This window comes from Yinghuangia sp. ASG 101, from assembly GCF_021165735.1.
GTDB lineage: Bacteria > Actinomycetota > Actinomycetes > Streptomycetales > Streptomycetaceae > Yinghuangia.
Genome location: NZ_CP088911.1, coordinates 6,220,992 through 6,243,786 on the forward strand (window position 1 = coordinate 6,220,992; position 22,795 = coordinate 6,243,786).

Sequence of the window (22,795 nt, forward strand, 5' to 3'; positions counted from 1 at the left end):
TCTGGAGGCGTTCCGCGGCACCACCGAAACCGGCTCGGTGCCGTTCACCCGCCATTCGTTCCCCGCGATCCGGGAGCCCCCATGCCCAGCAACTCGTCCCCCACCCACGCCGCGGCCGGCGCCGACCCCACCCACTTCGCGGCCGGCGCCGACCCCACCTACTTCGCGGCCGGCGCCGACCCCACCTACTTCGCGGCCGGCGCCGACCCCACCTACTTCGCGGCCGGCGCCGACCCCACCTACTTCGCGGCCGGCGCCGGCCCCACCTACTTCGCGGCCGGCGCCGGCCCCACCTACTTCGCGGCTGGCGCCGGCCCTGGCCGCTACGCCGCGTGCACCGTGCACGCGGTCCGCGCCTACGGCGAGGACGACACCGAGGTCCGTGCGCTCGACGATGTGACCGTCGGATTCGCCCGTGGCCGGTTCACCGCCGTGATGGGCTCGTCCGGCTCCGGCAAGTCGACGCTGCTGCACTGCCTCGCCGGGCTGGACACCCTGACGTCCGGGCAGGTCTTCCTCGGCGACACCGAGCTGGGGTCGCTGACCGACAAGCGCCTGACGCGCCTGCGGCGCGACCGGATCGGGTTCGTCTTCCAGGCCTTCAACCTGCTGCCGACGCTGACCGCGGGCGAGAACATCACCCTCCCCGCGGCCCTCGCCGGCACGCGCCTCGACCCCGACTGGGTCGCGCGCGTCGTCGAGGCGGTCGGGCTCGGGGACCGGCTCGCGCACCGGCCCTCCGAGTTGTCCGGCGGTCAGCAGCAGCGGGTCGCCGTCGCGCGGGCCCTGGCCACGCGGCCCGAGATGATCCTCGCCGACGAGCCGACCGGCAACCTCGACTCGCGTTCCGGCGGCGAGGTCCTGCGCCTGCTGCGCGACGCGGTCGACACCCTGGGCCAGACCGTTCTGACGGTGACACACGACCCGGTCGCCGCCGGCTACGCCGACACCGTCGTCTTCCTCGCCGACGGGCGCGTCGCCGACCGCATGGACGCCCCGACCCCGCAGGCCGTACTCGACCGGATGAAGGCGTTCGACGCGCCGAAGGCGGGTGCGTCGCGATGACCGCCGCACCGTCCGGCCTCGGCATCGGCCGCCTGGCCGTGCGCAACCTGGTCGCCTACAAGCGCCGCGTGCTCGGACTGGTCCTCGCGGTGCTGCTCGGTACCGCGTTCCTGTCCGGCGCGCTGATCCTGTCCGACACCGTCAAGGCGTCGATCACCGGGCTCATCCGCGACAGCGGCGCCGGAACCGACGTTGTCGTGCGCAACGCCACCGACGTGACCGACGAACCCGGCACGATGCGCGCCGCGATCCCGGCCGGGACCGCCGACCTGGTCCGCGGCGTCCCCGGGGTGGCCGCCGCCGAGCCGGTGGTCGTCGGGTACGGCCAACTGGTCGGCAAGGACGGCGACATGCTCACCGGCAACGGCCCGCGCACCGCGGGCAACTGGATTCCGGACCCGGCCCTCAACCCCTACGACCTCGCCGAGGGACGCCCGCCGCTGGGCCCCGACGAGGTGGTCATCGACCGCGGGTCCGCCGTACAGGGCCATCTCGCACCCGGCGACCGCGTCACCGTGCTGACCCCGTCGCCGGTGCCGGTCACCGTGGTGGGCGTCGCGACGTTCGGCGACGCCGACGCGTTCGGAGGCGCCTCGTACACCGGCTTCTCCCTCGAAGGCGCACTGACCCACGTCGCGCGCGACACCGGCGCGATCGGCTCGGTGTCGGTACGCCTCGATCCCGGTGTCGACCAGAAGGCCGCGGCCGACGCCATCCAGCGCGTCCTGCCGCCCGGTGTCCGGGCGGTGCCGGGCACGGAGGCGACGCAGGAGCAAGTCGACGCGGTCTCGTCGGGATTCCTCAGCATTCTGCGGACGTTCCTGTCGGCATTCGCCGTCATCGCGCTCGTCGTCGCGGCCTTCTCCATCAACCACACGTTCTCGGTGGTCACCGCCCAACGCATGCGCGAGGCGGCCCTGTTGCGGGCGCTCGGCGCGTCGCGGCGGCAGATCCGCGGGCAGGCGCTGACCGAGGCGGCGGTGATCGGCGTCGGAGCGTCGGCACTCGGCCTCGCGGCGGGTGCGGGCCTCGCGGCGGGCCTCAAGGCGCTGTTCGCGGCCTTCGGCTTCGCGTTCCCCGTCGACGGCCTGGAGTTCCGCGCCCAGACCGCGTGGATCGTGCTGCCGGTCGGGATCGCGGTCACCCTGGTCTCGGCGCTGGTTCCGGCGGTCAAGGGCTCGCGCGTCGCCCCGGTCGCGGCACTGCGCGGCTCGGCGGCCGAGGACGCGGGCATCCCGCCGGCGCGGACCGCCGCGGGCGCGGGCCTCACGGCACTCGGCGTCGGCCTGACCACGGTCGCCGGCAACGCGTGGGTCCTGGCCGCGGGGGCGTCGGCCACCGTCGCCGGTGTCCTCCTGGCCGCCCCCGTGGTGGTGCGGGTGCTCGGAGGGGCGCTGACGGCTCCGTTCACGCGCCTCGGCGCGGGCCCGATGCTCGCGCGCGGCAATGTGCTGCGCAGCCCGCGGCGCACCGCGGGCGCCGCGACCGCGATGGTCGTCGGCATCGCCGTCGTCACCGTCTTCGCGATCTTCGCGGCCTCGCTCAAGGACGGCGCGGAAGGCGAGACCCGCGACACCTTGGTCGGCTCGGTCGTCATCGGCGGCTCGTCGCCCGCGGGCTGGGCGGGCGGCGGGCACAGCCCCGAACTCACCGCCCAGGCGGGGCGGCTGCCGGGCGTCGACGCGGCCGTCGGCCTGCAACGCGGCAACGCGCTGGTGGACGGTGCCGGCCGGCAGATCGTGGCGGCCGACACCGCGCGCCTGGACGCGGCCCTGGACCTCGGACTGACGGACGGCACCGCCACCGCCCTGGGCGCCGACAAGATCGCGGTGTCCGGATCCGCGGCCGACGACCACGGCCTCGTGCTCGGTTCGCCCGTGGAGGTCACGTACCCGGACGGGGCGCGTGCCACGATGACGGTCGCCGGCGTCTACGACCGCACCACCATGGTCGGCGACTACCTGATCGACCGTCAGGCCTGGTCGCCGCACGCCGTGACGGACGTCGACACGCTCGCGGTCCTCGCCCTGGCCGCCGACGCGAGCCCCGGCGACGTCAAGGCCGCCGCCGAGCGCCTGGCCGCGGCCTACGGCAACCCGCCCGTCGAGGACCGCGACGGCTACGTCGACGCGTCGATGGCCATGGTCGACCAACTCGTCACCGTCGTCTACGCGTTGCTCGCCCTCGCGTTGCTCATCGCCCTCGGCGGGATCGCGAACACGCTCTCCCTCGCGGCGCACGAGCGCCGGCGCGAACTCGGCCTGTTGCGCGCGGTCGGTGCCGAACGTGGCCAGATCCGCGCGTCCCTGCGCTGGGAATCCGCCTTCGTCGCCGCGCTCGGCGCGCTCACCGGGCTGGCCCTCGGTGTCTTCCTGGCCCGCGTCGCCGTCGGCACGCTCGCCGGTGACCGGGAACTGCCGTACGCCGTGCCCGCGCTCCAACTCGCGATCCTCTTCGCGGCCGGCACGCTGGGTGCGCTCCTCGCCGCCACGCGCCCCGCCGCGCGAGCGGCGAAAACGGATATCCTCCGCGCGATTTCCGCGCAATAACCGACAAAGGAACTCCCGGGGCCCCTTCCGAGCGGCGGAAGGGGCCCCGCGCACGTCACACACCGTCACCCGCGCCGGCGTGCCCGCGGCCCTTGTCCGAAATTCCACCGTAAGAGTGCGCGAAGGGCCGTGCCGGAACGGGGAATTCCGGATAGTCTTCGCTGCCCGACCCGAGGGAGTCGAGCCGCCATGGTCGATCGCCGGATGTCCTTTCACGTCCCCAACGTCGTCGCGTCCGTGCCTGTTGCCCGTCACCGCGTCATGCGGCAGATCACCGTCTGGGACCACGGAATGGGGGCGGAGGCCCGGGACGCCTTCGCGTTGCTGGTCAGTGAGTTGGTCACCAACGCGGTGCTGCACGCGGGAGACCGCGCGGGGCTGCTCAAGGTGGGCGTGAGCCTGATCGAACGCGTGGTGCGCATCGAGGTGTTCGACCACTCCGACCGGCCGCCCGTCCTCGGCCGCCGCGATCCCGACGACGCGGAGGGCGAGAACGGGCGCGGCATGTTCCTGGTCGGCGCGCTGGCCGACCGGCACGGCTACCGGATCCTCGGCGACGGCAAAAGCGTCTGGGCCGAACGCGACCTGCCCCCGGTTCCGCGCGAGGCGGCCCGCCGCGAGATCCTGCGCGAGGGAGGCCGGACGTGCCGCCCCGCGGCCCGGCCGGCACCGCACTGACGACCTTTCCGGCCACAGGGTCGCCGAGGGAGAGTGGACGCATGACACACGACCGGATGATCCGAACCACGGCCCACGCCGTGATCCTCGACCGCCAAGGGCGGCTGATCGCGGTCAACCCGTCCTACAAGGCCGGATGGGACCTCCCCGGAGGGATGGCCGAGGACGGCGAGACTCCGCACGCCGCGGCGACCCGCGAGATCGCGGAGGAGATCGGCATCGAGGTGCGGTTGGGGCGCCTCCTGGTCCGCGACGTCCGCGCCGACGGTCAAGACGACGGGGAAGGCGACGGGGAAGAGGCCTCGGCGACCGCGCACTTCGTCTTCGACGCGCCCGTGGCAGCCGATCGGGTGGTCCGTGAACTGCGCGCCGTCGACCCGGAGTTGATCGGCGCCGCGGCGCTGGCGCCGGAGCACTGGGGGGCACTGGCGCCGGCGGTCCTGCGCCGCGTCGAAGTCGCCCTGCGGGTCCGGGAGTACGGGCTTGACACGGCGTATCTGGAGGACGGCGCCGCGGTCGCGACGTAGGGGGCGGGCGCGGCGGGGCCGGGGGAACGGTTGGCCCCGCCGCGGACTGGGGGTGTTATGGCGCGCGGGTCAGCAGGGCGCGGACGCCGGTGGTCGAGGTGCCCAGGCCGGTGAGGGGCGGCAGGGCGAACGGCGTCGGCGCGGCGGGGGCGGTCCCGCGGCCGAAGTTGCGGCGCAGCGTGGCCTCGTCGTACCGCCGCACGTTCCGGTGCCAGTTGACGATGCCCGCGAGCCAGTTGCGGAGATCCTCGACGTAGGCGTCCAGGCTCGCGCGGGCCTCGTCGCCAAGCTCGAAGTCATCGGACAGCACCGGGAGTTCGTGAGCCACCACGTGCCGGAACTGGCTGAGCCGCCGATGCATAAGGTCGGCGACGATCCGCACGGCCGTGTCGTGGTCGCAGTCGAAGAACCGTTCGACGACGAGGATCCCGTTGTGGATGTCGCCCTCGAACTCGATCTCCTTTTGGTACGAGAACAAGTCGTTGAGCAGCACCGCGTAGTCCATCGCGGAGTTCTCCAGCGACCGCACCGGGCCGCTGTGGAAGATCTCGTCCGGCAGCCCCGTGCCGTGGACGAGGCGGGCCAGGCTCATGGTCAGCTCCGACCCGAAGGTCCGGCGCCGCATCTCGATGTAGTCGACCGGGTCGGGGACCTGCCGTTTGGCGAGGTTGGCGACCTCCCATACGAACGCGTCAAGCATCGCCGTGATCGCGCGCCGGTGGTCGCGCCGCACCTCGTCGGAGACCGACGCCGTGGTGCGTTCCCACAGGTCCGCGAGCCCCCGTTCCATCGGCGTGGTCGCGGGTGGCGGGGGCGTGCCGTCCACCGGCATCCGCGCGGCCAGGCGGTCGGTGTGGATTCTGGCGCCGAGTACGTCGCCGGTGCGGCCGTGGATCGCGGTGAAGTAGTCGTCGGCGTAGGTGCCCCAGGTGAGCCAGCAGGCCGACAGCTCCAGTTCGCCGGGTGTCGCGTCGGGATCGAGCCCGGCCGAGCACAGCGCGAAGTCGAAGCCCCGCAGCATCTCCTCGGTCCACAGGTTGGCGGCGTCGGGGCTCGCGCCCGGGCCGATGAGACCCATCTCGCGGGCCCACGCGACCGACTTCTCCAGGGCGTCGCCCGCGTGCGGGCTGAGCGAGAGCGGGAAGGGCGTCTCGATGTCCGGCACGATCGACGGCCCCACCGGGTGCGGCGTGTGCAGGCGCCGGCGTACGCGTGTGAGCGTCGCGACCAGGTTCGCCGCCGAGGTGCCGAGCCCGGTGGGCGGGAACGGGAACGTCCGGCGGCGGCCCGCGCCGGCGCCTTGGTTCATGTAGCGGCTGGACCGCATGTGCCACTCGTGGCCGCCGGACTGCCAGTCCTGGAGGCCCTTGACGTACGCGAGGACGTCGGCCGCGCCCCGGGCGTCGATCGCGTGTTCGGCCAGCAGCGGCCCGAGTTCGGTGAAGACGGTGTCCTCGAACTGCTGGAGGCGCGAGGTGAGCAGGTCGTTGACCGCGTCGGCGGCGTCCTGGGTCGCGCAGTCGAAGAACGTCTCCAACACCAGGACGCCGTTGCTGAGTTCGCCCTTCTCCTGGGTCTCGCGCTCGTAGGAGAACAGGTCGTTGCGCAGGTGCACCGCGTCGGCGAACGTCTCGCGCAGCACCCGCATCGGCCGCGACTCGGCGATGCGCGGCGGCACTTCGGCTCCGACCGCGTATTCGACGAGGTTCGCCGACCACGGCGCGCCGCCGACTTTGCGGCGCATCTCGATGTATTCGACGGGGTTGGGGATGCGTCCCGCATTGATGTTCGACAGTTCCCACAGGGATTCGTTGAGCAGGTTCCTCGTGTGCTCGGCGAAGCGCGCGAGCCATTCGCGCGACATCGACGGGACGGTGCGCGCCCACAGGTCCGCGAGCCCGGCCTCGACCGGATTCGCGGGTTCCGGAAAGCCCGCCGCGATGTGGACCGGCATGAACATCGGAAGCCGGTCCAGGTACGCCTTGCCGCCCGCCCGGTCCTGGGTGCGCTTGAACAGCTCAAGGAAGTGGTCGTCGAAGAAGAAGACCCACGTGTACCAGTCGGTGACCAGGGCCAACTGCCCGGCGTCGCAGTCGGGATGCGTGTATGAGCACAGCAGCGCGTAGTCGTGCGCGTCCAGATCCGCCTCGGTCCAGACCCCGGAGCCCTCCAGCATCCCCATGGCGCGCGCCCATTCCCTGGTGTGCGTGCGCGCGCTGTCGAGATGCGGATTCAGCCGGGCCGGATAAGGCATGTAGAAATCCGGAAGCTCGAAAGGCTGTGCCACGTAACCCCCTTGACCGTTCCCCGATTTCCCCTCCGGGACGACTGGGCACTACCCCGGCCGGTCACCGGCTATCCGGGTGAGCGAACAGTCATATGAGCACCACATGTCGGATTCATCGCCGGGGGAATGCGAAAATCCACCAACGAGTCGCAACCCGACGTCCTTTGAACGGGAGAGCACATGAACGCCCCGGACCCCGACCGTTCCGGACCGACCGACGACCTCGGCCTGCACGTTCCGGTGCCGTCCGAAGTCCGGCGCGTCGTATCCCTCGTCCCGTCGCTCACCGAGGCGATCGCCGCGACCCGGCCCGGCCTCGTCGTCGGCGCGACCGACTGGTGCAGCCACCCCGCCGACCTCGACGTCACGCGCGTGCGCGGCACCAAGAACCCCGACATCGACGCCATCACGGGGCTCGCCCCCGACCTGGTGGTCGCCAACGAGGAGGAGAACCGCGTCCCGGACCTGGACGCCCTGCGCGCTGCCGGCATCCCCGTGTGGGTCACCCGAGTCCGTACGCTGCCCGAGGCGTTCACCTCGCTCGAACGACTCCTCACGATCGCCTGCCGGCTGCCGGCCCCCGCCTGGCTCGACGCCGCCCGCCGCGCGTGGGCCGACGCCGACGCGGCATCGTGGCCCAGCCGCACCGCCGTCATCCCCATCTGGCGCCGCCCGTGGATGGTCGTCGGCCGCGACACGTTCGCCGGTGACCTTCTCGCCCGCTTCGGCATCACCAACCTGTACGCCGAACACCCGGACCGCTACCCGAGGATCCCCCTCGACGACCTGCTCGCCACCCGCCCCGACCTGGTCGTGCTCCCCGACGAGCCGTACGTCTTCACCGCCGACGACGGGCCGGAGAGTTTCCCCGGCGTCCGGCCCGTCCTGCTGAGCGGCCGTCACCTGACGTGGTACGGCCCGTCGTTGGCGTCGGCGCCCGAGGTCATCGCGGCGGCCCTGCACGCGTGAGCGGCGCCGGCTCCGCTCACGCGTCGCGGTGCCACAGCGCCGCCCCGCCCGCCACCAGCGCTCCCGCGGCGTACAGCGCGAGCACCCCGAGCCCCGCCCACGGACCGATCGCCAACTGGTCCAGGTCCCGCGTCGACTGGATCGCCAACCCGGCCGACGCGGGCGCGCTTCGCGTCAGCCACTCCTTCCACGTGTCGTCCGACACCAGCGACGCGGCGATCGGGAACGCGTACAGCAGTGCCAGCACGCCCCCGACCGCTCCCGCCGTGTCCCGGACGAGGAACGCCACACCGACGCTCAGCAGCGCGATCAGGACCAGGTACGCCACCGATCCGAACACCGCGCGCGCGGTGGGCCCGTCCGTGAACGACAGCGGGGCGTACCCGTTGGCCCGGGTGAACCCGTTGCCGGCCAGCAGGAACTGCCCGACCAGTACCGATCCGGCGATCGCGACGAGCGCCGCCCCCGCGGTGACCGCCCCGACCACCGAGGCCTTGGCCGCGAGCACACGCAGGCGGTCCGGTATCGCGGTCAACGTGACCCGCACCATGCCGGTCCCGTACTCGCCCGCCACCGCGAGCACCGCGAACGCCGCCACCGCGGCCTGCCCGACCCACACACCGGTCAGGCTCAGCTTCACGGTGTCCTCGTGACATGACGAAGGCGTACGGCATTGGTCGGTGTCGACCCCCTCGGCCGCCGCGGCGCCCAGCAGCACCGTCAACCCCACGACCGCGAACATCAGCCACCACGTGCTCGGCACCGTCCGCAACTTCGCCCACTCGGCGCGCCACGCGCGCGCTCGGCCCGAGGCGGAGCCCGGGCCGCACCCGACGCCCCGCCCCTGCCCGGACACCGCCCGCGTCGGCGCGGCGGTCACGGACGCCTCCGGCGCACCTGCCACGCCGCCAGAGCGAGCGCGACCGCGGCGTAGGCGCACAGCACCGCCAGCCCGGCGCCGCCGCTTTGCGGATAGCAGCCGTCCTCGGGCAGGCACGCCGACTCGACCTGCGGATAGTCGTCGATCGTGCGCTGCACCGCGAACCCGGCCGCCGGAGTGACCTGGATGATGAACCGCGCCGTCCCCAACGGCAGCCCGGCGATGAGGATTTGCGGCAGCACCAGCAGGACGATGATCACGGTCACCGCCACCGCGGTGTTCCGTACCAAGGCGCCCACGGCGAGCGCGAACACCGCGACGAGCGCCAGCACCGCGGCCGTGCCCAGCACCGCACGCAGCACGGAGCCGTCGCCGAGCGTCAGGTCGGGATACAGCGGCGGCTTGTGGCCCTTGTCCCGCAGGAGCGGCTGACTCACCGCGAACGCGGCCCCCGCCGCCACCACGCCCGTGACGAACGCGACTCCGCCCAGCACCAGCGCCTTGGCGGCCAGGACGCGGCCCCGCCGAGGGCTCGCCAAGAACGTCGTCGCGATCATGCCCTTGCGGAATTCCGCCGTGATGAACAGGACCCCCAGCGCCGCCAGCGGGATCAGCCCGACCAGTGCCCCGGACAGGCCCTTCTGGACGAGGTCGGTGTCCTGTTCCATGGGAGCGATGTCGCCCGTCGCGACAATGGTGTGCACGCCCCCCGACTCCGACGCCCCCAACACCTGCCCGTCCGCCGCGCCGGCGTCCGGCGGGGCGTCGGGATCCGCGAGCGCGGGCCCGCGGATCCCGCCCCCCACAGTGGTCGCCACCGGCGGCCCCTGGGTGCGGCCGTCGACGGAGAAATCACGGAACGTCCCCGTCGACACCGTGAACGAGCCGTTGACATCGGTGGACCCGAACGCACGCTCGATGTCGTACGCCATGGGCGACGCGACGAACATCCCCACCCGCACGGTCTCCGGCAGCGCCACCGAATCCGCCGTGCCGATCTCGTCCCAGCGCACGCCGTCGGCCGATTCGTACGCCGTGACGACATCGCCCGCGCGCGTCAACCGCAGCCAACGCGGCTGATCCGGAGGCGCGGCACTGCCCGCGACGTCGTGCGTGAAGTCGTACTGGAACCGCACCCCATGGGCCTGTGTGAGCATCGCCGCCGCGTAGACCGACCCCGGCTCGGTCGACGCCTTCATCACGAGCCCGGCCTTCGCCCACGGTGCCGCCGAGCCCTCACGCCCGTTCGGACCCTGGCGCTTGTGCGCCACGAGGCTGTCGACACGCACCGTCACCGTGCCGTCGCCGGTCAGCGGCTGGTGGACGAACTGGAAGCCGTCGCTGACCGGACGGTCGTCCGGTCCGAGCGTCGGCCCGTTCGGGCCGCCGCCTCCGCTGACCTCGCCGCCGCCGGACGCCGGCACCGCCACCAGCACGGTCAGCACGACGGCGCCGAGCAGCGCGTACCCCCAGCGCCGGACCGTGCGCAGTTTCGTCCACTCGGCCAGCAGGAGCCGACCGAACACGGCACCGCCGCGCGCGTGCGGCGACCGGTATCCCGAAGCCGGGGGAGCGGGTGCGGGGGCACTCATCGCGGGCCCTCGCCCTCGCCACCGGAACTCTCGAACTCGCCCGCACCACGCGTCAGTTCCATGTACGCCTCCTCCAACGACGCCCGATGCGCCGCCACCTCGGAGAACGCGATCGCGTGCTCCCCCAGCACCTGGACCACCCGCTCCGCGGGCATCCCGGAGACGGTGAGCGCGTCGCGGCCGGTCGCCGCCACGGTCGCGCCTTCCCCGGTGAGCACGGCCAGCGCCTCGCCGCGCGCGGCCGTACGGACCGCCACCCGGCCGCCGGACGCCGCCGCGAGCAGCTGCGCGACACCGGTGTCCGCGATCAGCCGGCCCCGGCCGATCACGACCAAGTGGTCCGCGCTGTCCTCCAGTTCGCTCATCAGATGGCTGGAGATCAACACCGTGCGCCCCTCCGCCGCCAGCGAGCGCAGGAACCCCCGGATCCAGCGCACGCCCTCCGGGTCGAGCCCGTTGACCGGCTCGTCGAACACCAGCACCGGCGGATCGCCGAGCAGCGCCGCCGCGATCCCCAACCGCTGGCGCATACCCAGCGAATAGCCGCCCGCACGACGCCGACCCGCCGGCCCGAGGCCCACCAGATCGAGGAGTTCGTCCACCCTGCGCGTCGGCATCCCGTGCGAGTACGCCAGCCAGCGCAGGTGGTCGCGCCCGCTGCGGCCGGGATGCACGGCCGCGGCATCGAGCAGCGCCCCCACCTCGTACAGCGGCGTCCGCAGGGACCGGTACGCCCGCCCGCCCACGAGCGCCTCGCCCTCGTCGGCGGCGTCCAGCCCCAACAGGATGCGCATCGTGGTCGACTTGCCCGCCCCATTGGGCCCGACGAAGCCGGTGACCTGGCCCGGCCGCGCGGTGAACGACAGCCCGTCCACCGCGAGCGCCGGACCGAACCGCTTGCGCAGGTCCGAGACTTCAATGGTTGCTTCCATGGCAGCAGAGGCTAGGGAGCGCCCCTACCCCGGGTCGTCACGCCGACGAGCCGTCTTGCGGGTCCCGGGCCCGGGGGAGCGGACACCCGTGCCGTCCCTCGCACGAGGGACACCCGAACCGCCACGACGGGGGACGCCGGACAACGAGGCACCCGACGAGAATGACCCCCGACGCACCGCGACCCGGCGATTCCGCCACCAACACCACGACACCGCCACATCGCATCCCCGAACGAGTCATCCGCCGCCCCGACCACCCGAATTCCCACGACGCCACCGACCACCCGCCCCGGCACGCCCTTCGCCGCGCCGACGACGAAGCCTTCAGCCGCCGCCACGCTTGCCGCCACCACCGCGACAGCCAGGCCTGTCAACGCCGGTGTCACCATCGCCCCTCACCCCGCCACCGACCACCGCCGCCACGCCCGCCACCGCACCCCGGCCGAGCCTTCACACCGCCGCCTTCGCCCCTGCGCCCCCACCGACCACCGGCACCGCCACGGCCCCGTCGCCGCACCGTAGACCGCGACCCCGCCGGCCCCGCCACCGCCGCCACCGCCGCTTCGCCACCGACGATCACGAGGTCGACACCGCCAATGCCCTGGACTCGCCGGCTGTCCGAACCGCGCTCGGCCGTGTACGCCGCTGCCGTGACGGCCCTGTTCGCCGTGGAGGAGACGATCCTCCGGTTCGGGGGCGAGGTCGGTACCGCGCCGGATTCCGGTGGCCCTGCGGCGGCCGGTGCGGGCGCCGACACCCTCGTGATCGCCGTCATCCTCGCGCTGCTCACCACCGTGCCGCTGGCCTTGGCGCCGATCCATCTCGCGTCGTCGGCCGTGCTGATCACCCTCGCCTCGGCGTTCTCGCTCACTCCCTTCCATGCCCTCACCCTCGCCGGTGTCGCGGCCCAGGCCGCGGTCCTGTGCCAACTCGCGTGGTCCGGCTCGCGGTTGCTCGCGTACGCGCCCCTGCCGGTTTTCGTCGGGTGTGCGGTGGCCACCGTCGGCGGTGACTCCCTGTGGGAGCGGGGCATCGCCGTCGCGCTCGTCGCACTCGCGCCCGCGGCTGTCGCGCTCGGGGCCGTGGGCCGAGGCCGTACGACCACCCGGGCCCACAGCGCCGCCGCGCAAGCCGTCGCGGACACCCTGCACGAGCACGCCGCACGCGGCGAACGGGCCAGAATCGCACGCGAACTCCACGACGTCGTCGCGCACCACATCTCGATGATCAGCGTGCAGGCCGAGACCGCCCGGCTCACCACCCAAGGGCTCCCGGCCGAGGGGGCGAAACGGCTGCTCGCCATCGGCGACACCGCACGTGCCGCGCTCACCGAAATGCGCAGGCTGCTCGGCGTCCTGCGGGAGGACGCCGGAACCGGCGGCGGTCGCAAACCCCAGCCCGCACTGGACCAGCTCATGGAACTCGTCGACGACGCCCGCGACGCGGCGGGAGCGGCGACCCGGCTCATCGTGCGCGGCCGGGTCGTGCAACTCGACCCCGGCGTCGGCCTGACCGCGTACCGCATCGTGCAGGAGGCGCTGACCAACGCGCGGCGCCACGCTCCGGGAGCCGCGGTCGATGTCGAACTGCGGTACACCGCGAGCGACCTGCACCTCCGCATCCGCGACAATGGCCCCGGACCGGGCACGGCGGCCCCCGGACGCGACCGACCCGGCGCGGCCGAACGAGACAGCAGAGGAGTCGCGGTGGCGCGGGCACCGGAAACCGGGCACGGTCTCGTCGGGATGCGTGAACGAGCGGCGATGGTCGGTGGCGAGTTGACCACGGGCGCCGCACCCGGTGGCGGTTTCGTGGTGAACGTCCGCCTGCCCGTGCCCGCGCCTGGAGAGTCGGCATGACCGCCACGGCTCCGGGCGCCCCGGCGATCGGCGTCGTCGTCGTGGACGACCACGAGGTCGTGCGCGCAGGCTTCGCGGGACTCCTCGCGACACAACCGGACTTCACCGTCGTCGGCACCGCCGCCGACGGCGCGGAGGCGGTGCGCGTCTGCGCCGAGCGCCGACCCGATGTCGTGCTCATGGATGTCCGCATGCCGACCATGGACGGCATCGAGGCCACCGAGCGCATCGTGGCGTCCGCCGCCGGCACGGGTCCGCGGATCCTCATCCTGACCACCTTCGATCTCGATGAACACGTATATGACGCACTCGCCGCGGGAGCGAGCGGCTTCCTGCTCAAGGACGTCACGGCGGAACGTCTCTTCGACGCGGTGCGGGTCGTGGCCTCAGGGGAGGCGCTGCTCGCTCCCACGGTCACCCGCCGCCTGATCGGGGAGTTCGCCCGGCTGCGGTCCCGCCACCCCGAGTCGGCCCGTCCTGTGGCGCTGGACCGGCTGACGCCGCGTGAGACAGAGGTGCTGCGGCGGATCGCGGCCGGCCTGTCGAACCCCGAGATAGCCGCGCGACTGTCGGTGAGCGAGGAGACCGTCAAGACCCACGTGAGCCGCATCCTCGCGAAACTCGGACTGCGGGACCGCACGCAAGCGGTGGTGGCGGCCTACGAATCGGGGCTGGTGGTCCCGGGAACCCAGGGCGACGCCGGATAACCGCGACCCGGGCGCGCGAAGTGGTGCCGGGCAGCCCTCGCACGACAAGGCACAGGCCCGGCCCCGCTCCGACGCCGTCGCGCACACCCCCACCGACCACCACCCGCCCGCGCGGTCACCGCCTCAGGGGCGAGCACTTCGCACACGACCGCCGCGACCCGACCCCCTGCGCGCCCCGCCCAACCGTCACGGTCCTTGCCTGATGGCCCCCTGACCCGTCACTGACCACCGCCCCCGCCGAGCGGGGCGGTGCCGCGCGGCTCCGCGACCGCACCCACATCCGGCTCCGACGGCGACGACGGCGATGGTGACGGCGACCCCGGCTCGGTCCCGGACGCCGGTATCGCCGTCGACTCCGTCCCCGGGGCCGGTATCGCATGTTCCGCGGCACGGCTGGTCTCCTCCCAGCCCGCCCACGTCTCCATGCGCTGCCGTGCGATGTCGAAGGCGAGGTCGTAGACCATGCCGCCGAGGAGCAGGCGCAAGGGCGGATCGTCGCTGTCGACCAGCCTCATCAGGGCGGTGGCGGCCAACTCCGGGGCGCTGTCGACCGAATCGTTCGCCCACATCTTCTCCAACTCGGCACGCAGCGGCGCGTAGGCGTCGACCGGGGTGGTGTGGTGCATGGCGGTGTAGAGGTCGGTCCAATAGCCGCCGGGCTGCACGATGCTCAGCTTGATCCCGAATTGCGCGGCCTCCCGGGCCAGCGCCTCGCTCATGCCTTCCAGCGCGAACTTGCTCGCCGCGTACATGCCGGACAAGGGGAAACCCGCCAGGCCGCCGATGCTGGAAATCTGCACGATGTGCCCCGAGCCCTGGGCACGCAGCCGCGGCATGACCGCCTGGCCGACCCACAGCGCGCCGAAGAAGTTCGTCTCCATTTGGGCGCGCGCCTCGGCCTCGGTGAACTCCTCGATCATGCCCATCGACAGCGTCCCGGCGTTGTTGACGACGACATCGAGCCGCCCGAAGTGCCCGACGGCGTGCTCCACCGCGCGGAACACCGCCTCGCGGTCGGTCACGTCGAGCGTGACCGGCAGGACGCGGCCGTCTTCGTACGCGGCGGCCATCCGATCGAGCGCGTCACGGCTCCGGGCGGCGATCACGACGTTGTCGCCGGCGGCGAGCGCCGCGGACGCGAAGGCCCGCCCGAGGCCGCGGCTGGCCCCTGTGACGAACCAGACGCGCGGAGTGGTGGATGCGGAGGGTGCGGAGGACGCAGAGGAGGTGGGCATAGAGGATCCCTTCGATCGAGACGAGACGTTGCGTCTTGTTTCTGCCTGCCTCACTCTGCACGGTCGAGCCGAACCTGTCAAGACGCAACGTCTCGTCTCATGTCCTGCTACCGTGGTCGGCATGCAGAAGCAGACCCCCAACACCTCCCGGCGCAGCGAGGCGTCCCGCCGCGCGATCCTGGCCGCCGCGTTCGACCTGGTCGGAGAGGTGGGGTACGCCAAGCTCACCATCGAGGCGATCGCCGCCCGCGCGGGTGTCGGCAAGCAGACCATCTACCGCTGGTGGCCCTCGAAGGGCGCGGTGCTGTTCGACGCGTTCCTGGCCATGAGCGAGGGGCCGGAGGGTGAGCCGGCGCCGGAGGCGGCCCTGCCGGACACGGGCGACCTCGAAGCCGACCTCAAGGCCGTGCTCCGGGAGACCGTCGAGGAATTCAACGACCCCCGGATCGACCTGCCCACGCGTGCGCTGACCGGCGAGATCGTGCACGACACGCAGCTCGCCGTGGCATATGCCGAGCGGTTGCACGCGCCCGTCCACGCACTGAAGCGGCGGAGGCTGCGCGCGGCCCAGGAGGCGGGCGAACTCGCGGAGGACGTCGACCTGGACGTCGTGGTCGACATGATCTGGGCGCCGATAATGCAGCGCTGGCTGCTGCGTTCCGGCCCGTTGACCGTGGAGTACGCCGATCGGGTCGTCGAGACCGCATTGGCCGGACTTCGGCCGCGACCTGCTCAAAAGCCTCCCGTGTCGGCGGATTGACTGCGGAGAGTAATCATCTGGGAGGCGGAACGTAAGCACCGGTGCCACAGTGAGGGGGAGTCCAGCCCCGTGGACTCTCCCCAAGGAGGAACACCATGGCCAAGCAAAAGGCCAAGCCGCACATGAACAAGAGCCCGATGTTCTCCGACGCCGCCTCGAGCGGCGACGAGGCCCGCGAGCAGAACCGTTCGGCACAGGCCCGCTCCGCCGAGCCGAACCGCTCCGCACAGGCCCGTCCCGCACAGGCCCGTCCCGCCCAGGACCGGGCGTCGTCGGCTCAGGACCGCTCGTCCGCGGCGAACACCGCGCACGACTCCGGCACGCTCGTCGCGGAGCACGACGAAGCGAAGAGCCCCCGGGCGAAGGCTGGTCGCAAGCAGCCGCAGCGCGGCGGCGAAACCGGTCCGCGCGCCACTGCCCGGCGTCGCTGAGTACCGGAGCATGAGGTCCGGACGCCGGAGCCCACGGGCCTGAGCACCGGACACACGGGACCCCGGTCCGCCCTCGCGGCGGACCGGGGTCCCGTCGTCCGGCACCACCCGGGCGACGGGACGGCGCGGTGATCGCGTGACGGCCCGGGGGCTCGCACCGGCCGGGGGCACGCGTCGTCCGGCACCGTCCGACCCGGTCGCGCGACGCCCGGGCGGCACGGGAACCGCACAAGGCCGCGGCTCCCGTCCGGGCCGGCCGCGGGCGGCCTCCGCCGAGCCCGCACATGTGCGCATACCGCTCTTCCGGGTACGCGCACAAGTACGGGAGATCACATCGCAGCGATGGAGGGTGCACGATGACGACCCATGAACGCGCGGTCGAGGTGGCCGCGTCGCAGGACACGGTCTTCCAGTTGTTGTCCGACCCCCGGCACCTCCCCGAGTTCTTCGGAATGATCACGAACGTCTTCGCCCACGGATCCGACTCGGCGACACTGACCGCCATCGACCGCGAAGGCCGTACCCACGCATCCGTGCTGCGCTGCTTCGCCGATGGCGACGAGATGCACGTCGACTGGGAACTGGACAACCCGCGAACGCGCGGTGAGGTCTCGGTCACGCCCGGACCGGACCTCGAAGGCTGGAACCACTGCATCGTGCGGGCGGTCGTCGACAACGGCGCGTGGTCGAACCTCCCCGCCGCCGCCGGAACCCACCGCGGCTACCACCACGCCCCGGGCCAGTTCGGCGGCAGCCCGGGCCACGAAGGCCTGGCCCTCGGCCCGGCGACCCCGGACGCCGACGCACCGACCACCGTCGTCGACCCGGAGCGCGGCACCCCGCTCGTCCCGGGCGAAACCCTCGAACGCGCCCTGGCCCTCCTGCGCGACCACCTCGCCGAGGTCGCCCAGCGCACGTGACGCGCCGGCCGTCAAGGGCGGCGCACACCGGCAGCAGCACGGTGCCCGTCTCCTGCAACGGCCGCACCAACTCGTCGTCGGGAGTGCCGTCGGCGTTGCGCGGCATGATCAGGCCCGCCACGAACGCCCCGAAGATGACGTGCAGTTCGAGCGCGGCCGTGGCCCACGCGGAGGCCATCGCGACGGCGACCACGACCGGGAGGTCGTCGCGTGCGCGGGCCCCGGGGCGGTTCAGTCGGCGGCGCAGCAACGGGCGGACGACGCACCACATCGTCACCAGGTAGCCCGCGAACAGCGCCACCGTCGCCGGGAGCGGCAGGTGGTCGCCGGACGCCGAATCGCTCAGCAGGATCGCCGCGGCCAGGAACATCCACCCGAGAGCGTCGATGACACCCGCCGACGTCATCGCGACCACGCCGGCCAGCGTGCCGGACGCGCCGCGCTCCCGAATGATGCTCGCCAGGACGGGAACCGCGGTCACCGCCATCGCGACCGCCATGAACAGCACGAACGCGACGTTGTCGGACGCCGGGCCGTCCGGTGGCGTGTACAGGCCCCCGATGGCGAAGGCCGTGCCGCCGCCCAGAAGCATCGGGACGACGAACGCGCCGGCGGTGACCGCCGGGATGAGGCGGCGACGCGCGCGGAGCACCCGCAGATCCAGCTCGCACGCCACCGCGAACAGGAAGGGGACCAGGGTGACTTGGGCCAATACGGCGATGTAGGGAACGACTTCCGCCGGAAACAGTGCCTCGGTCGGGTTGCCGGGGACATGGCCCAACAGGCTTGGCCCCAGGGCGATTCCGGCGAAGATCCGGCCGACGACCTCGGGTTGCCCCAGGCGTCGGGCGACTGCTCGGAGAATGTGGCTGAGAGCCACGATGACAGCGGTGCCGGCAACGACTTGGGCGACAAGTTCGTCCGTGCTCACCTGAGGTCTCTCGCTCGATCGGGCAGCACGGGACGGGGTGGGACGGGACCAGGCTCGCGTATGAGGACACAACCGCAGCCATCGCTGCGGAATCCGGCCGACACACCGCGCCGCACGGACGAGCACTGGCACACTGTGCGCCCTGACCCTGTCGCAACTCCCGTGCCATGCACGGTCCTTGGGGATGCCAAGTCGCTTTCGGCAGACCTCGGACGCGAGCCTCGCCGACCCGGGAGCCCGCCACGCCTCCCGACGAATCGGGTGTCGCCGGCGCCGCGCCCTCGACGGCCTTGCCCACGACCACGCCCTCGAACATCCGTTCCCCGCGGGGTCGGCGGCTCGTGCGACGCACCGGGTCGGACCACAACGTAGGCTGATCCGACCTGACCCCCGCTCGCCGGCCCCGCGCGCGTGCGCGTGGGCGGTGTCCGAGCCATGCGGGGTGTGTGGAAGTGGAGGTCGTCCTGATGATCATCGGGGTGCTCGCGGTCGTCGCGGCCCTGGTCGGCGTGCACTGGTACGTGTGGCGTCGCATGGTGCGCGACACCACCCGCCCCGGCGGCCTTCCCCGGCGCATCGGCACGGGGTTGGTCGTACTTCTGCCGGTGCTGACCGTCACCGCCCTCGTCTCGACCAACGCCGGGGTGCCCTTCACCCTCCAGCGCATCGTCGCGTGGCCGGGCTACCTCTGGCTCGCGGTCCTGCTGTACCTCGTGCTCGCCCTGGTGGTCGGGGAGGCGGTGCGCCCGCTGCTCACCCGCTTCCTGGCCCGCCGCGCGGCCGGGCCGCCGCCGGAGGAGATACCCGAGCCCGTCGCCGCGGTTCCGGGAGCCGCCGCACGGACCACCCCGGACGACGGACCGGCGACACCGTCCCACAGCGCGCCCGACTCCCGAACCCCCGACACCCCCGCTCCCGACGGCCCCGCCTCCCGCGCCGACGATCCCCGGCCGCCGGACGAACCGGCCCTCTCACGACGCCTGTTCGTCTCCCGCGTCGTCGCCGTCGGCGCCGCGACCGCCGCCGCGGGCACGGTCGGCTACGGGACGTACAGCGTCCTGCGCGGCCCGAGCACCAGGCACGTCACCGTCCCGCTGGCCAAACTGCCGCGCGCCGCACACGGGTTCCGCATCGCGGTGGTCAGTGACATCCACCTCGGCCCGATCCTGGGCCGCGGCCACGCCCAGCGGGTCGTCGACGCGGTCAACCGCACCGGAGCCGACCTGATCACCGTCGTCGGCGACCTCGTCGACGGCACCGTCGCGAACCTGGGGTCGGCCGCCGCGCCGCTTCGCGAACTCCGGGCCCGCCACGGCGCGTTCTTCGTCACCGGCAACCACGAGTACTTCTCCGGCGCCGAGGAGTGGGTCGACTACGTCCGCGAGTTGGGCATCCACCCCCTGGAGAACGCCCGCGTCGAACTACCCGCGTTCGACCTCGCCGGAGTCAACGACTTCGCCGGCGAATCCGACAACCAGGGGCCCGACTTCGCCCGCGCCCTGGGCGACCGCGACACCAGCCGCGCGTCCGTGCTCCTCGCCCACCAGCCGGTGGCCGTCCACGACGCCGTCGACTACGGGGTCGACCTGCAACTGTCGGGCCACACCCACGGCGGGCAGCTGTGGCCGGGCCCGCTGCTGGCCGAACTCGCCAACCCCACCGTGGCGGGCCTGGAGCGCTACGGCGACACCCAGCTCTACGTCACACGCGGCGCCGGCGCCTGGGGCCCACCCGTCCGCGTCGGTGCGCCCTCGGATATCACCGTCGTCGAACTGGCCTCGAAACAGGCGTAGTTCCCTCAACCGAGACAGGCGGCACGCCATGACTCCCGAACAACTCAAAGACCACTGCCTGTCGTTCAACGGAGCCGTCGAAACGTTCCCCTTCAGCGAGGACCTGTCCGTGTTCAAGGTCGAAGGGAAGATCTTCGCCCTCAGCGCGCTCGACGGCGAGCCCCTGACCGTCAGCCTCAAATGCGACCCCGAACTCGCGGTCCGGCTCCGGGCGGAGCACCCGGCGATCGTCGGCGGCTACCACCTCAACAAACGGCACTGGAACACCGTGACGCTCGACGGAACCGTGAGCGACCGGCTCGTCCGCGACATGGTCGAGGACTCCTACGACCTGATCGTCGCGGCGCTGCCCAAGCGGACGCGGCTGCGCCTGGACTGGACCGGCGACCGCGCCTGAGACTCCCGGACCCCGCCGCACGCGCGTGCGCGGCACACCTGAGGGCGTTGCCCCGCGGCCCCCGACAATGCCAATGTTGCCGGAGTGGACCAGGATCTCGGATGGTGGGTGCGCATCGGTCTGGACGGCTGGCACACCCGGGACGGCCCGCGTTACCGGCAGATCGCCGCGACGCTCGCCGACACCATCGAACGCCGCCTCGTCGGCACCGGCGTGCGCCTGCCCGCGGAACGCCTGGTCGCCCAGGCCCTCGGCGTGAGCCGGGGCACGGCGGTCCGCGCCTACGACGACCTGGCCCAGAGCGGGCTCGTCGAACGGCGCCAGGGCGCGGGCACGTTCGTCCGCCCCAAACCGCCGTGGACGCACACCGCGCACCGGACGCCGTACGGTCCCGACCAGCCCCGCGTGACCCTGCCGGCGCAACACGCCCGGCGTGACCGCGACACGATCGACCTGTCGTTCCCCGTCCCCGCCGGAACCGGGCATCTGCCGCTCGTCGAACCCCTGTCGCTCGCCGAGTTGGGCGAAGCGGCCGACGGCGGCCACGGTCTCGGCGAACCGGCGGGGCTGCGCACGCTGCGCGAAGCCCTCGCCACCCACCTGACCCACCGCGTCGGAGTCGCCACCAGCCCCGACCAACTGATCGTCACCTCCGGTGCGCAGCAGGCTATTTCGCTGATCGTCGAGGCGATGGTGCCCCCGGGCCGCACGATCATCGCCGGCTGTCCCGCGTACGCCGGACTGGCCGCCGCCGTCGCGCTCCGCCGAGGGCGCATGGTCGGTGTGCCGGTCGACCACCACGGCATCGACGTCCACGCGGTCGACCGCGCCGCGTCCCACACCCACGCACCGGTGATCTACGTCGACTCCGCCGCGCACGACCCCACCGGCGCGGTACTGAGCCGCCTGCGCGCCGAACGCCTCCTCAGCGTCGCGCGCCGCCGCGACGCGCTGATCGTCGAGGACCTGTCGCAGGCCGGGCTCGGCCTGGTCGCGACGGCCCCGAACGGCGAGCCCGCGCGTCCTCTCGTCGCCTCGGACACCTCGGTGATCGCGATCGGCTCGCTGTCGCGCACGTTCTGGGCGGGCCTGCGCATCGGCTGGCTGCGCGCCCCCACACCGCTGCGCGGGCGGTTCCTGCGCCTGCGCGCCGCTCTCGACCTCGCGCCGAGCGTCCCCGCGCAGGTCATGGCGACGCGGCTGCTCACCGCCGTCGACACCGCGTGGTACGAGGGCGTCCGCCGCGCTCTGCGCGCCCGGCGCGACCTGCTCCTGGACTGCCTGGAGCGCCGCCTGCCCGCGTGGACCCCGCAGATCCCCGCGGCCGGTCCGTCCACGTGGGTCACCCTCCCGCTCCCCGAGACCGACACCTTCGCCCACCGGGCCGCCGAAGACCACGGCATCGTCGTCACCCCCGCCAGCGCCCTGTGCTTCGACAGCCGCCACCGCGACGCCCTCCGCCTGTCCTACGCCGCCTCGTCGACCACCCTCCGCGCCGCCGTCGACCGCCTCGCCGACGCCTGGGAGGAGCACAACCGAAGACGCGGAGCCGGGACGCCGTGAGGCCGGGCGCGGGCGTACGGCTGTGCGCGACCCGGCGACCGGTCGTGCGTGCGGGACCGGCCGGGGAACATCGCGCGGTTCTCGCCGCCGTCGTCCTCCCGAATGCCGTCCGCGACCGTCAACTGCGGCCAGTCGTGGTCGATTTGCCACAGCACGGTGGGCAGGGCCGGAAGGCCGACGACCAGCAGGCCCGCGAGGAACCCCCTGCCGCGCAGCACGTCGCGCGGACCCGCGATGAGGACCGCCGCGAGCAGCACCACGAGATGCTTGTTGAACAGGCCGATGCCGATCGCGAGGCCGAGGAGCGGCCACCACCGGCCGTCGCGGGTGCGCGGGAGGCGCAGGGCGATCCCCGTGATCGCCCCCCACGCGACCAGGTCGAACGACGACGTCGACACCATGTGCCCGACGACCAGGACGTACCCGGACACCGCGGCGCAGCCCGCCGCGAGTGCCTGGACCCTTGCCGCGCCGCCGAGTTCGCGGGCGATGAGCGCGGCGAGCAGGACGGTCGCGGCGCCGGCGAGCGTGGCCGCGACGCGCAGTCCGCTGGGGGAGTCGCCGAAGACCGCCGTCGACGCGCGGGCCATGAGCGGGCTCGGCGGGGGCTGGTCGACGTAGCCCCACGCCGGTTTGTCGCCCGCCGCCATGAAGTACAGCTCGTCGCGGTGGAAGCCGTAGCGCGCGGACAGCGCGGCCTGGACCGCGAGGTAGACGGCG

The 22,795-nt window shown here is 73.0% G+C and carries 19 protein-coding genes and 1 pseudogene; 13 read left to right on the forward strand and 7 right to left on the reverse strand.

The annotated features are described in order from the left end of the window. Positions 1–339 precede the first annotated feature (339 nt). The 4 genes from LO772_RS26595 (at position 340) to LO772_RS26610 (ending at position 4,819) form a co-directional block, all read left to right on the forward strand. Positions 340–1,065: an ABC transporter ATP-binding protein gene (locus LO772_RS26595; RefSeq protein WP_231779736.1), complete on the forward strand. Its 726-nt coding sequence runs from the start codon at positions 340–342 to the stop codon at positions 1,063–1,065. Further along, a complete protein-coding gene (locus LO772_RS26600; RefSeq protein WP_231774553.1) occupies positions 1,062–3,614 on the forward strand; it encodes an FtsX-like permease family protein in 2,553 nt (850 codons plus the stop codon). Before LO772_RS26595 ends, LO772_RS26600 begins: the two co-directional genes overlap by 4 nt. 189 nt (positions 3,615–3,803) lie before the next feature. Then, complete coding sequence (locus tag LO772_RS26605; protein WP_231774554.1) at positions 3,804–4,292, forward strand: ATP-binding protein; 489 nt, start codon at positions 3,804–3,806, stop codon at positions 4,290–4,292. Between the two features lie 41 nt (positions 4,293–4,333). Beyond that, positions 4,334–4,819, forward strand: a complete 486-nt coding sequence (locus tag LO772_RS26610; protein WP_269453096.1) for an NUDIX domain-containing protein — start codon at positions 4,334–4,336, stop codon at positions 4,817–4,819. 55 nt (positions 4,820–4,874) lie between these two features. Here LO772_RS26610 and LO772_RS26615 read toward each other — a convergent pair whose 3' ends face one another. Then, a complete protein-coding gene (locus tag LO772_RS26615) occupies positions 4,875–7,106 on the reverse strand; it encodes a terpene synthase family protein (RefSeq protein WP_231774555.1) in 2,232 nt (743 codons plus the stop codon). Between the two features lie 180 nt (positions 7,107–7,286). On the opposite strand from LO772_RS26615, the gene LO772_RS26620 reads away from it, so the two are divergent. After that, the gene (locus LO772_RS26620; protein WP_231774556.1) at positions 7,287–8,075 is read left to right on the forward strand and encodes a helical backbone metal receptor; all 789 of its coding nucleotides are present in this window, start codon (positions 7,287–7,289) and stop codon (positions 8,073–8,075) included. A 16-nt stretch (positions 8,076–8,091) separates the two neighbouring features. Here the strand turns inward: LO772_RS26620 and LO772_RS26625 are convergent, their stop codons facing one another. The 3 genes from LO772_RS26625 to LO772_RS26635 form a co-directional block, all read right to left on the reverse strand. Then, the gene (locus tag LO772_RS26625; RefSeq protein WP_231774557.1) at positions 8,092–8,838 is read right to left on the reverse strand and encodes an ABC transporter permease; all 747 of its coding nucleotides are present in this window, start codon (positions 8,836–8,838) and stop codon (positions 8,092–8,094) included. Between the two features lie 113 nt (positions 8,839–8,951). Continuing rightward, on the reverse strand, positions 8,952–10,547 hold the full coding sequence (locus tag LO772_RS26630) for an ABC transporter permease subunit (protein ID WP_231774558.1): 1,596 nt from the start codon (positions 10,545–10,547) through the stop codon (positions 8,952–8,954). After that, complete coding sequence (locus LO772_RS26635; protein WP_231774559.1) at positions 10,544–11,479, reverse strand: ABC transporter ATP-binding protein; 936 nt, start codon at positions 11,477–11,479, stop codon at positions 10,544–10,546. Before LO772_RS26635 ends, LO772_RS26630 begins: the two co-directional genes overlap by 4 nt. A gap of 650 nt (positions 11,480–12,129) precedes the next feature. On the opposite strand from LO772_RS26635, the gene LO772_RS26640 reads away from it, so the two are divergent. Together LO772_RS26640 and LO772_RS26645 are read left to right on the forward strand one after the other, a co-directional pair. After that, complete coding sequence (locus LO772_RS26640; protein ID WP_331717270.1) at positions 12,130–13,338, forward strand: sensor histidine kinase; 1,209 nt, start codon at positions 12,130–12,132, stop codon at positions 13,336–13,338. Further along, positions 13,335–14,045, forward strand: a complete 711-nt coding sequence (locus LO772_RS26645) for a response regulator (RefSeq protein WP_231774561.1) — start codon at positions 13,335–13,337, stop codon at positions 14,043–14,045. The genes LO772_RS26640 and LO772_RS26645 overlap by 4 nt, the downstream gene beginning before the upstream one ends. Positions 14,046–14,263: 218 nt before the next feature. Here LO772_RS26645 and LO772_RS26650 read toward each other — a convergent pair whose 3' ends face one another. Then, positions 14,264–15,280 (reverse strand): SDR family NAD(P)-dependent oxidoreductase, encoded by a 1,017-nt coding sequence (locus LO772_RS26650; RefSeq protein WP_231774562.1) that lies wholly within the window; start codon positions 15,278–15,280, stop codon positions 14,264–14,266. A 121-nt stretch (positions 15,281–15,401) separates the two neighbouring features. On the opposite strand from LO772_RS26650, the gene LO772_RS26655 reads away from it, so the two are divergent. The 3 genes from LO772_RS26655 (at position 15,402) to LO772_RS26665 (ending at position 17,391) form a co-directional block, all read left to right on the forward strand. Continuing rightward, on the forward strand, positions 15,402–16,040 hold the full coding sequence (locus tag LO772_RS26655) for a TetR/AcrR family transcriptional regulator (RefSeq protein WP_231774563.1): 639 nt from the start codon (positions 15,402–15,404) through the stop codon (positions 16,038–16,040). Between the two features lie 95 nt (positions 16,041–16,135). Beyond that, a complete protein-coding gene (locus tag LO772_RS26660; protein ID WP_231774564.1) occupies positions 16,136–16,471 on the forward strand; it encodes a hypothetical protein in 336 nt (111 codons plus the stop codon). Between the two features lie 356 nt (positions 16,472–16,827). Continuing rightward, positions 16,828–17,391 carry a hypothetical protein gene (locus LO772_RS26665; RefSeq protein ID WP_231774565.1) on the forward strand — a complete coding sequence of 188 codons (564 nt, stop codon included), beginning with the start codon at positions 16,828–16,830 and terminating at the stop codon, positions 17,389–17,391. 94 nt (positions 17,392–17,485) lie between these two features. Here the strand turns inward: LO772_RS26665 and LO772_RS36415 are convergent. Continuing rightward, positions 17,486–18,454, reverse strand: a pseudogene (locus tag LO772_RS36415) (cation:proton antiporter domain-containing protein); the annotation flags it as partial. Between the two features lie 320 nt (positions 18,455–18,774). Between LO772_RS36415 and LO772_RS26670 the strand changes: the two are divergent. From LO772_RS26670 to LO772_RS26680, 3 genes are all read left to right on the forward strand, one after another. Further along, on the forward strand, positions 18,775–20,115 hold the full coding sequence (locus LO772_RS26670) for a metallophosphoesterase (RefSeq protein ID WP_443089321.1): 1,341 nt from the start codon (positions 18,775–18,777) through the stop codon (positions 20,113–20,115). Positions 20,116–20,143: 28 nt separating this feature from the next. Continuing rightward, entirely contained in the window at positions 20,144–20,512 is a 369-nt protein-coding gene (locus LO772_RS26675; RefSeq protein ID WP_231774566.1) for an MmcQ/YjbR family DNA-binding protein, read from the forward strand. Between the two features lie 84 nt (positions 20,513–20,596). Continuing rightward, positions 20,597–22,075 carry an aminotransferase-like domain-containing protein gene (locus tag LO772_RS26680; RefSeq protein WP_231774567.1) on the forward strand — a complete coding sequence of 493 codons (1,479 nt, stop codon included), beginning with the start codon at positions 20,597–20,599 and terminating at the stop codon, positions 22,073–22,075. Here the strand turns inward: LO772_RS26680 and LO772_RS26685 are convergent. Beyond that, positions 21,979–22,725 (reverse strand): ArnT family glycosyltransferase, encoded by a 747-nt coding sequence (locus LO772_RS26685; protein ID WP_231774568.1) that lies wholly within the window; start codon positions 22,723–22,725, stop codon positions 21,979–21,981. The two genes, LO772_RS26680 and LO772_RS26685, sit on opposite strands and share 97 nt — an antisense overlap. Positions 22,726–22,795: the final 70 nt, after the last annotated feature.

Excerpts from the sequence above, each read along its gene's own strand:
- LO772_RS26600 (WP_231774553.1), top strand. The coding sequence starts at position 1,062 with ATGACCGCCGCACCGTCCGGCCTCGGCATCGGCCGCCTGGCCGTGCGC.
- LO772_RS26655 (WP_231774563.1), top strand. The coding sequence starts at position 15,402 with ATGCAGAAGCAGACCCCCAACACCTCCCGGCGCAGCGAGGCGTCCCGC.
- LO772_RS26645 (WP_231774561.1), top strand. The coding sequence starts at position 13,335 with ATGACCGCCACGGCTCCGGGCGCCCCGGCGATCGGCGTCGTCGTCGTG.
- LO772_RS26665 (WP_231774565.1), top strand. The coding sequence starts at position 16,828 with ATGACGACCCATGAACGCGCGGTCGAGGTGGCCGCGTCGCAGGACACG.
- LO772_RS26610 (WP_269453096.1), top strand. The coding sequence starts at position 4,334 with ATGACACACGACCGGATGATCCGAACCACGGCCCACGCCGTGATCCTC.
- LO772_RS26675 (WP_231774566.1), top strand. The coding sequence starts at position 20,144 with ATGACTCCCGAACAACTCAAAGACCACTGCCTGTCGTTCAACGGAGCC.
- LO772_RS26660 (WP_231774564.1), top strand. The coding sequence starts at position 16,136 with ATGGCCAAGCAAAAGGCCAAGCCGCACATGAACAAGAGCCCGATGTTC.
- LO772_RS26685 (WP_231774568.1), bottom strand. The coding sequence starts at position 22,725 with ATGGCGGCGGGCGACAAACCGGCGTGGGGCTACGTCGACCAGCCCCCG.
- LO772_RS26650 (WP_231774562.1), bottom strand. The coding sequence starts at position 15,280 with ATGCCCACCTCCTCTGCGTCCTCCGCACCCTCCGCATCCACCACTCCG.
- LO772_RS26635 (WP_231774559.1), bottom strand. The coding sequence starts at position 11,479 with ATGGAAGCAACCATTGAAGTCTCGGACCTGCGCAAGCGGTTCGGTCCG.
- LO772_RS26620 (WP_231774556.1), top strand. The coding sequence starts at position 7,287 with ATGAACGCCCCGGACCCCGACCGTTCCGGACCGACCGACGACCTCGGC.
- LO772_RS26605 (WP_231774554.1), top strand. The coding sequence starts at position 3,804 with ATGGTCGATCGCCGGATGTCCTTTCACGTCCCCAACGTCGTCGCGTCC.
- LO772_RS26630 (WP_231774558.1), bottom strand. The coding sequence starts at position 10,547 with ATGAGTGCCCCCGCACCCGCTCCCCCGGCTTCGGGATACCGGTCGCCG.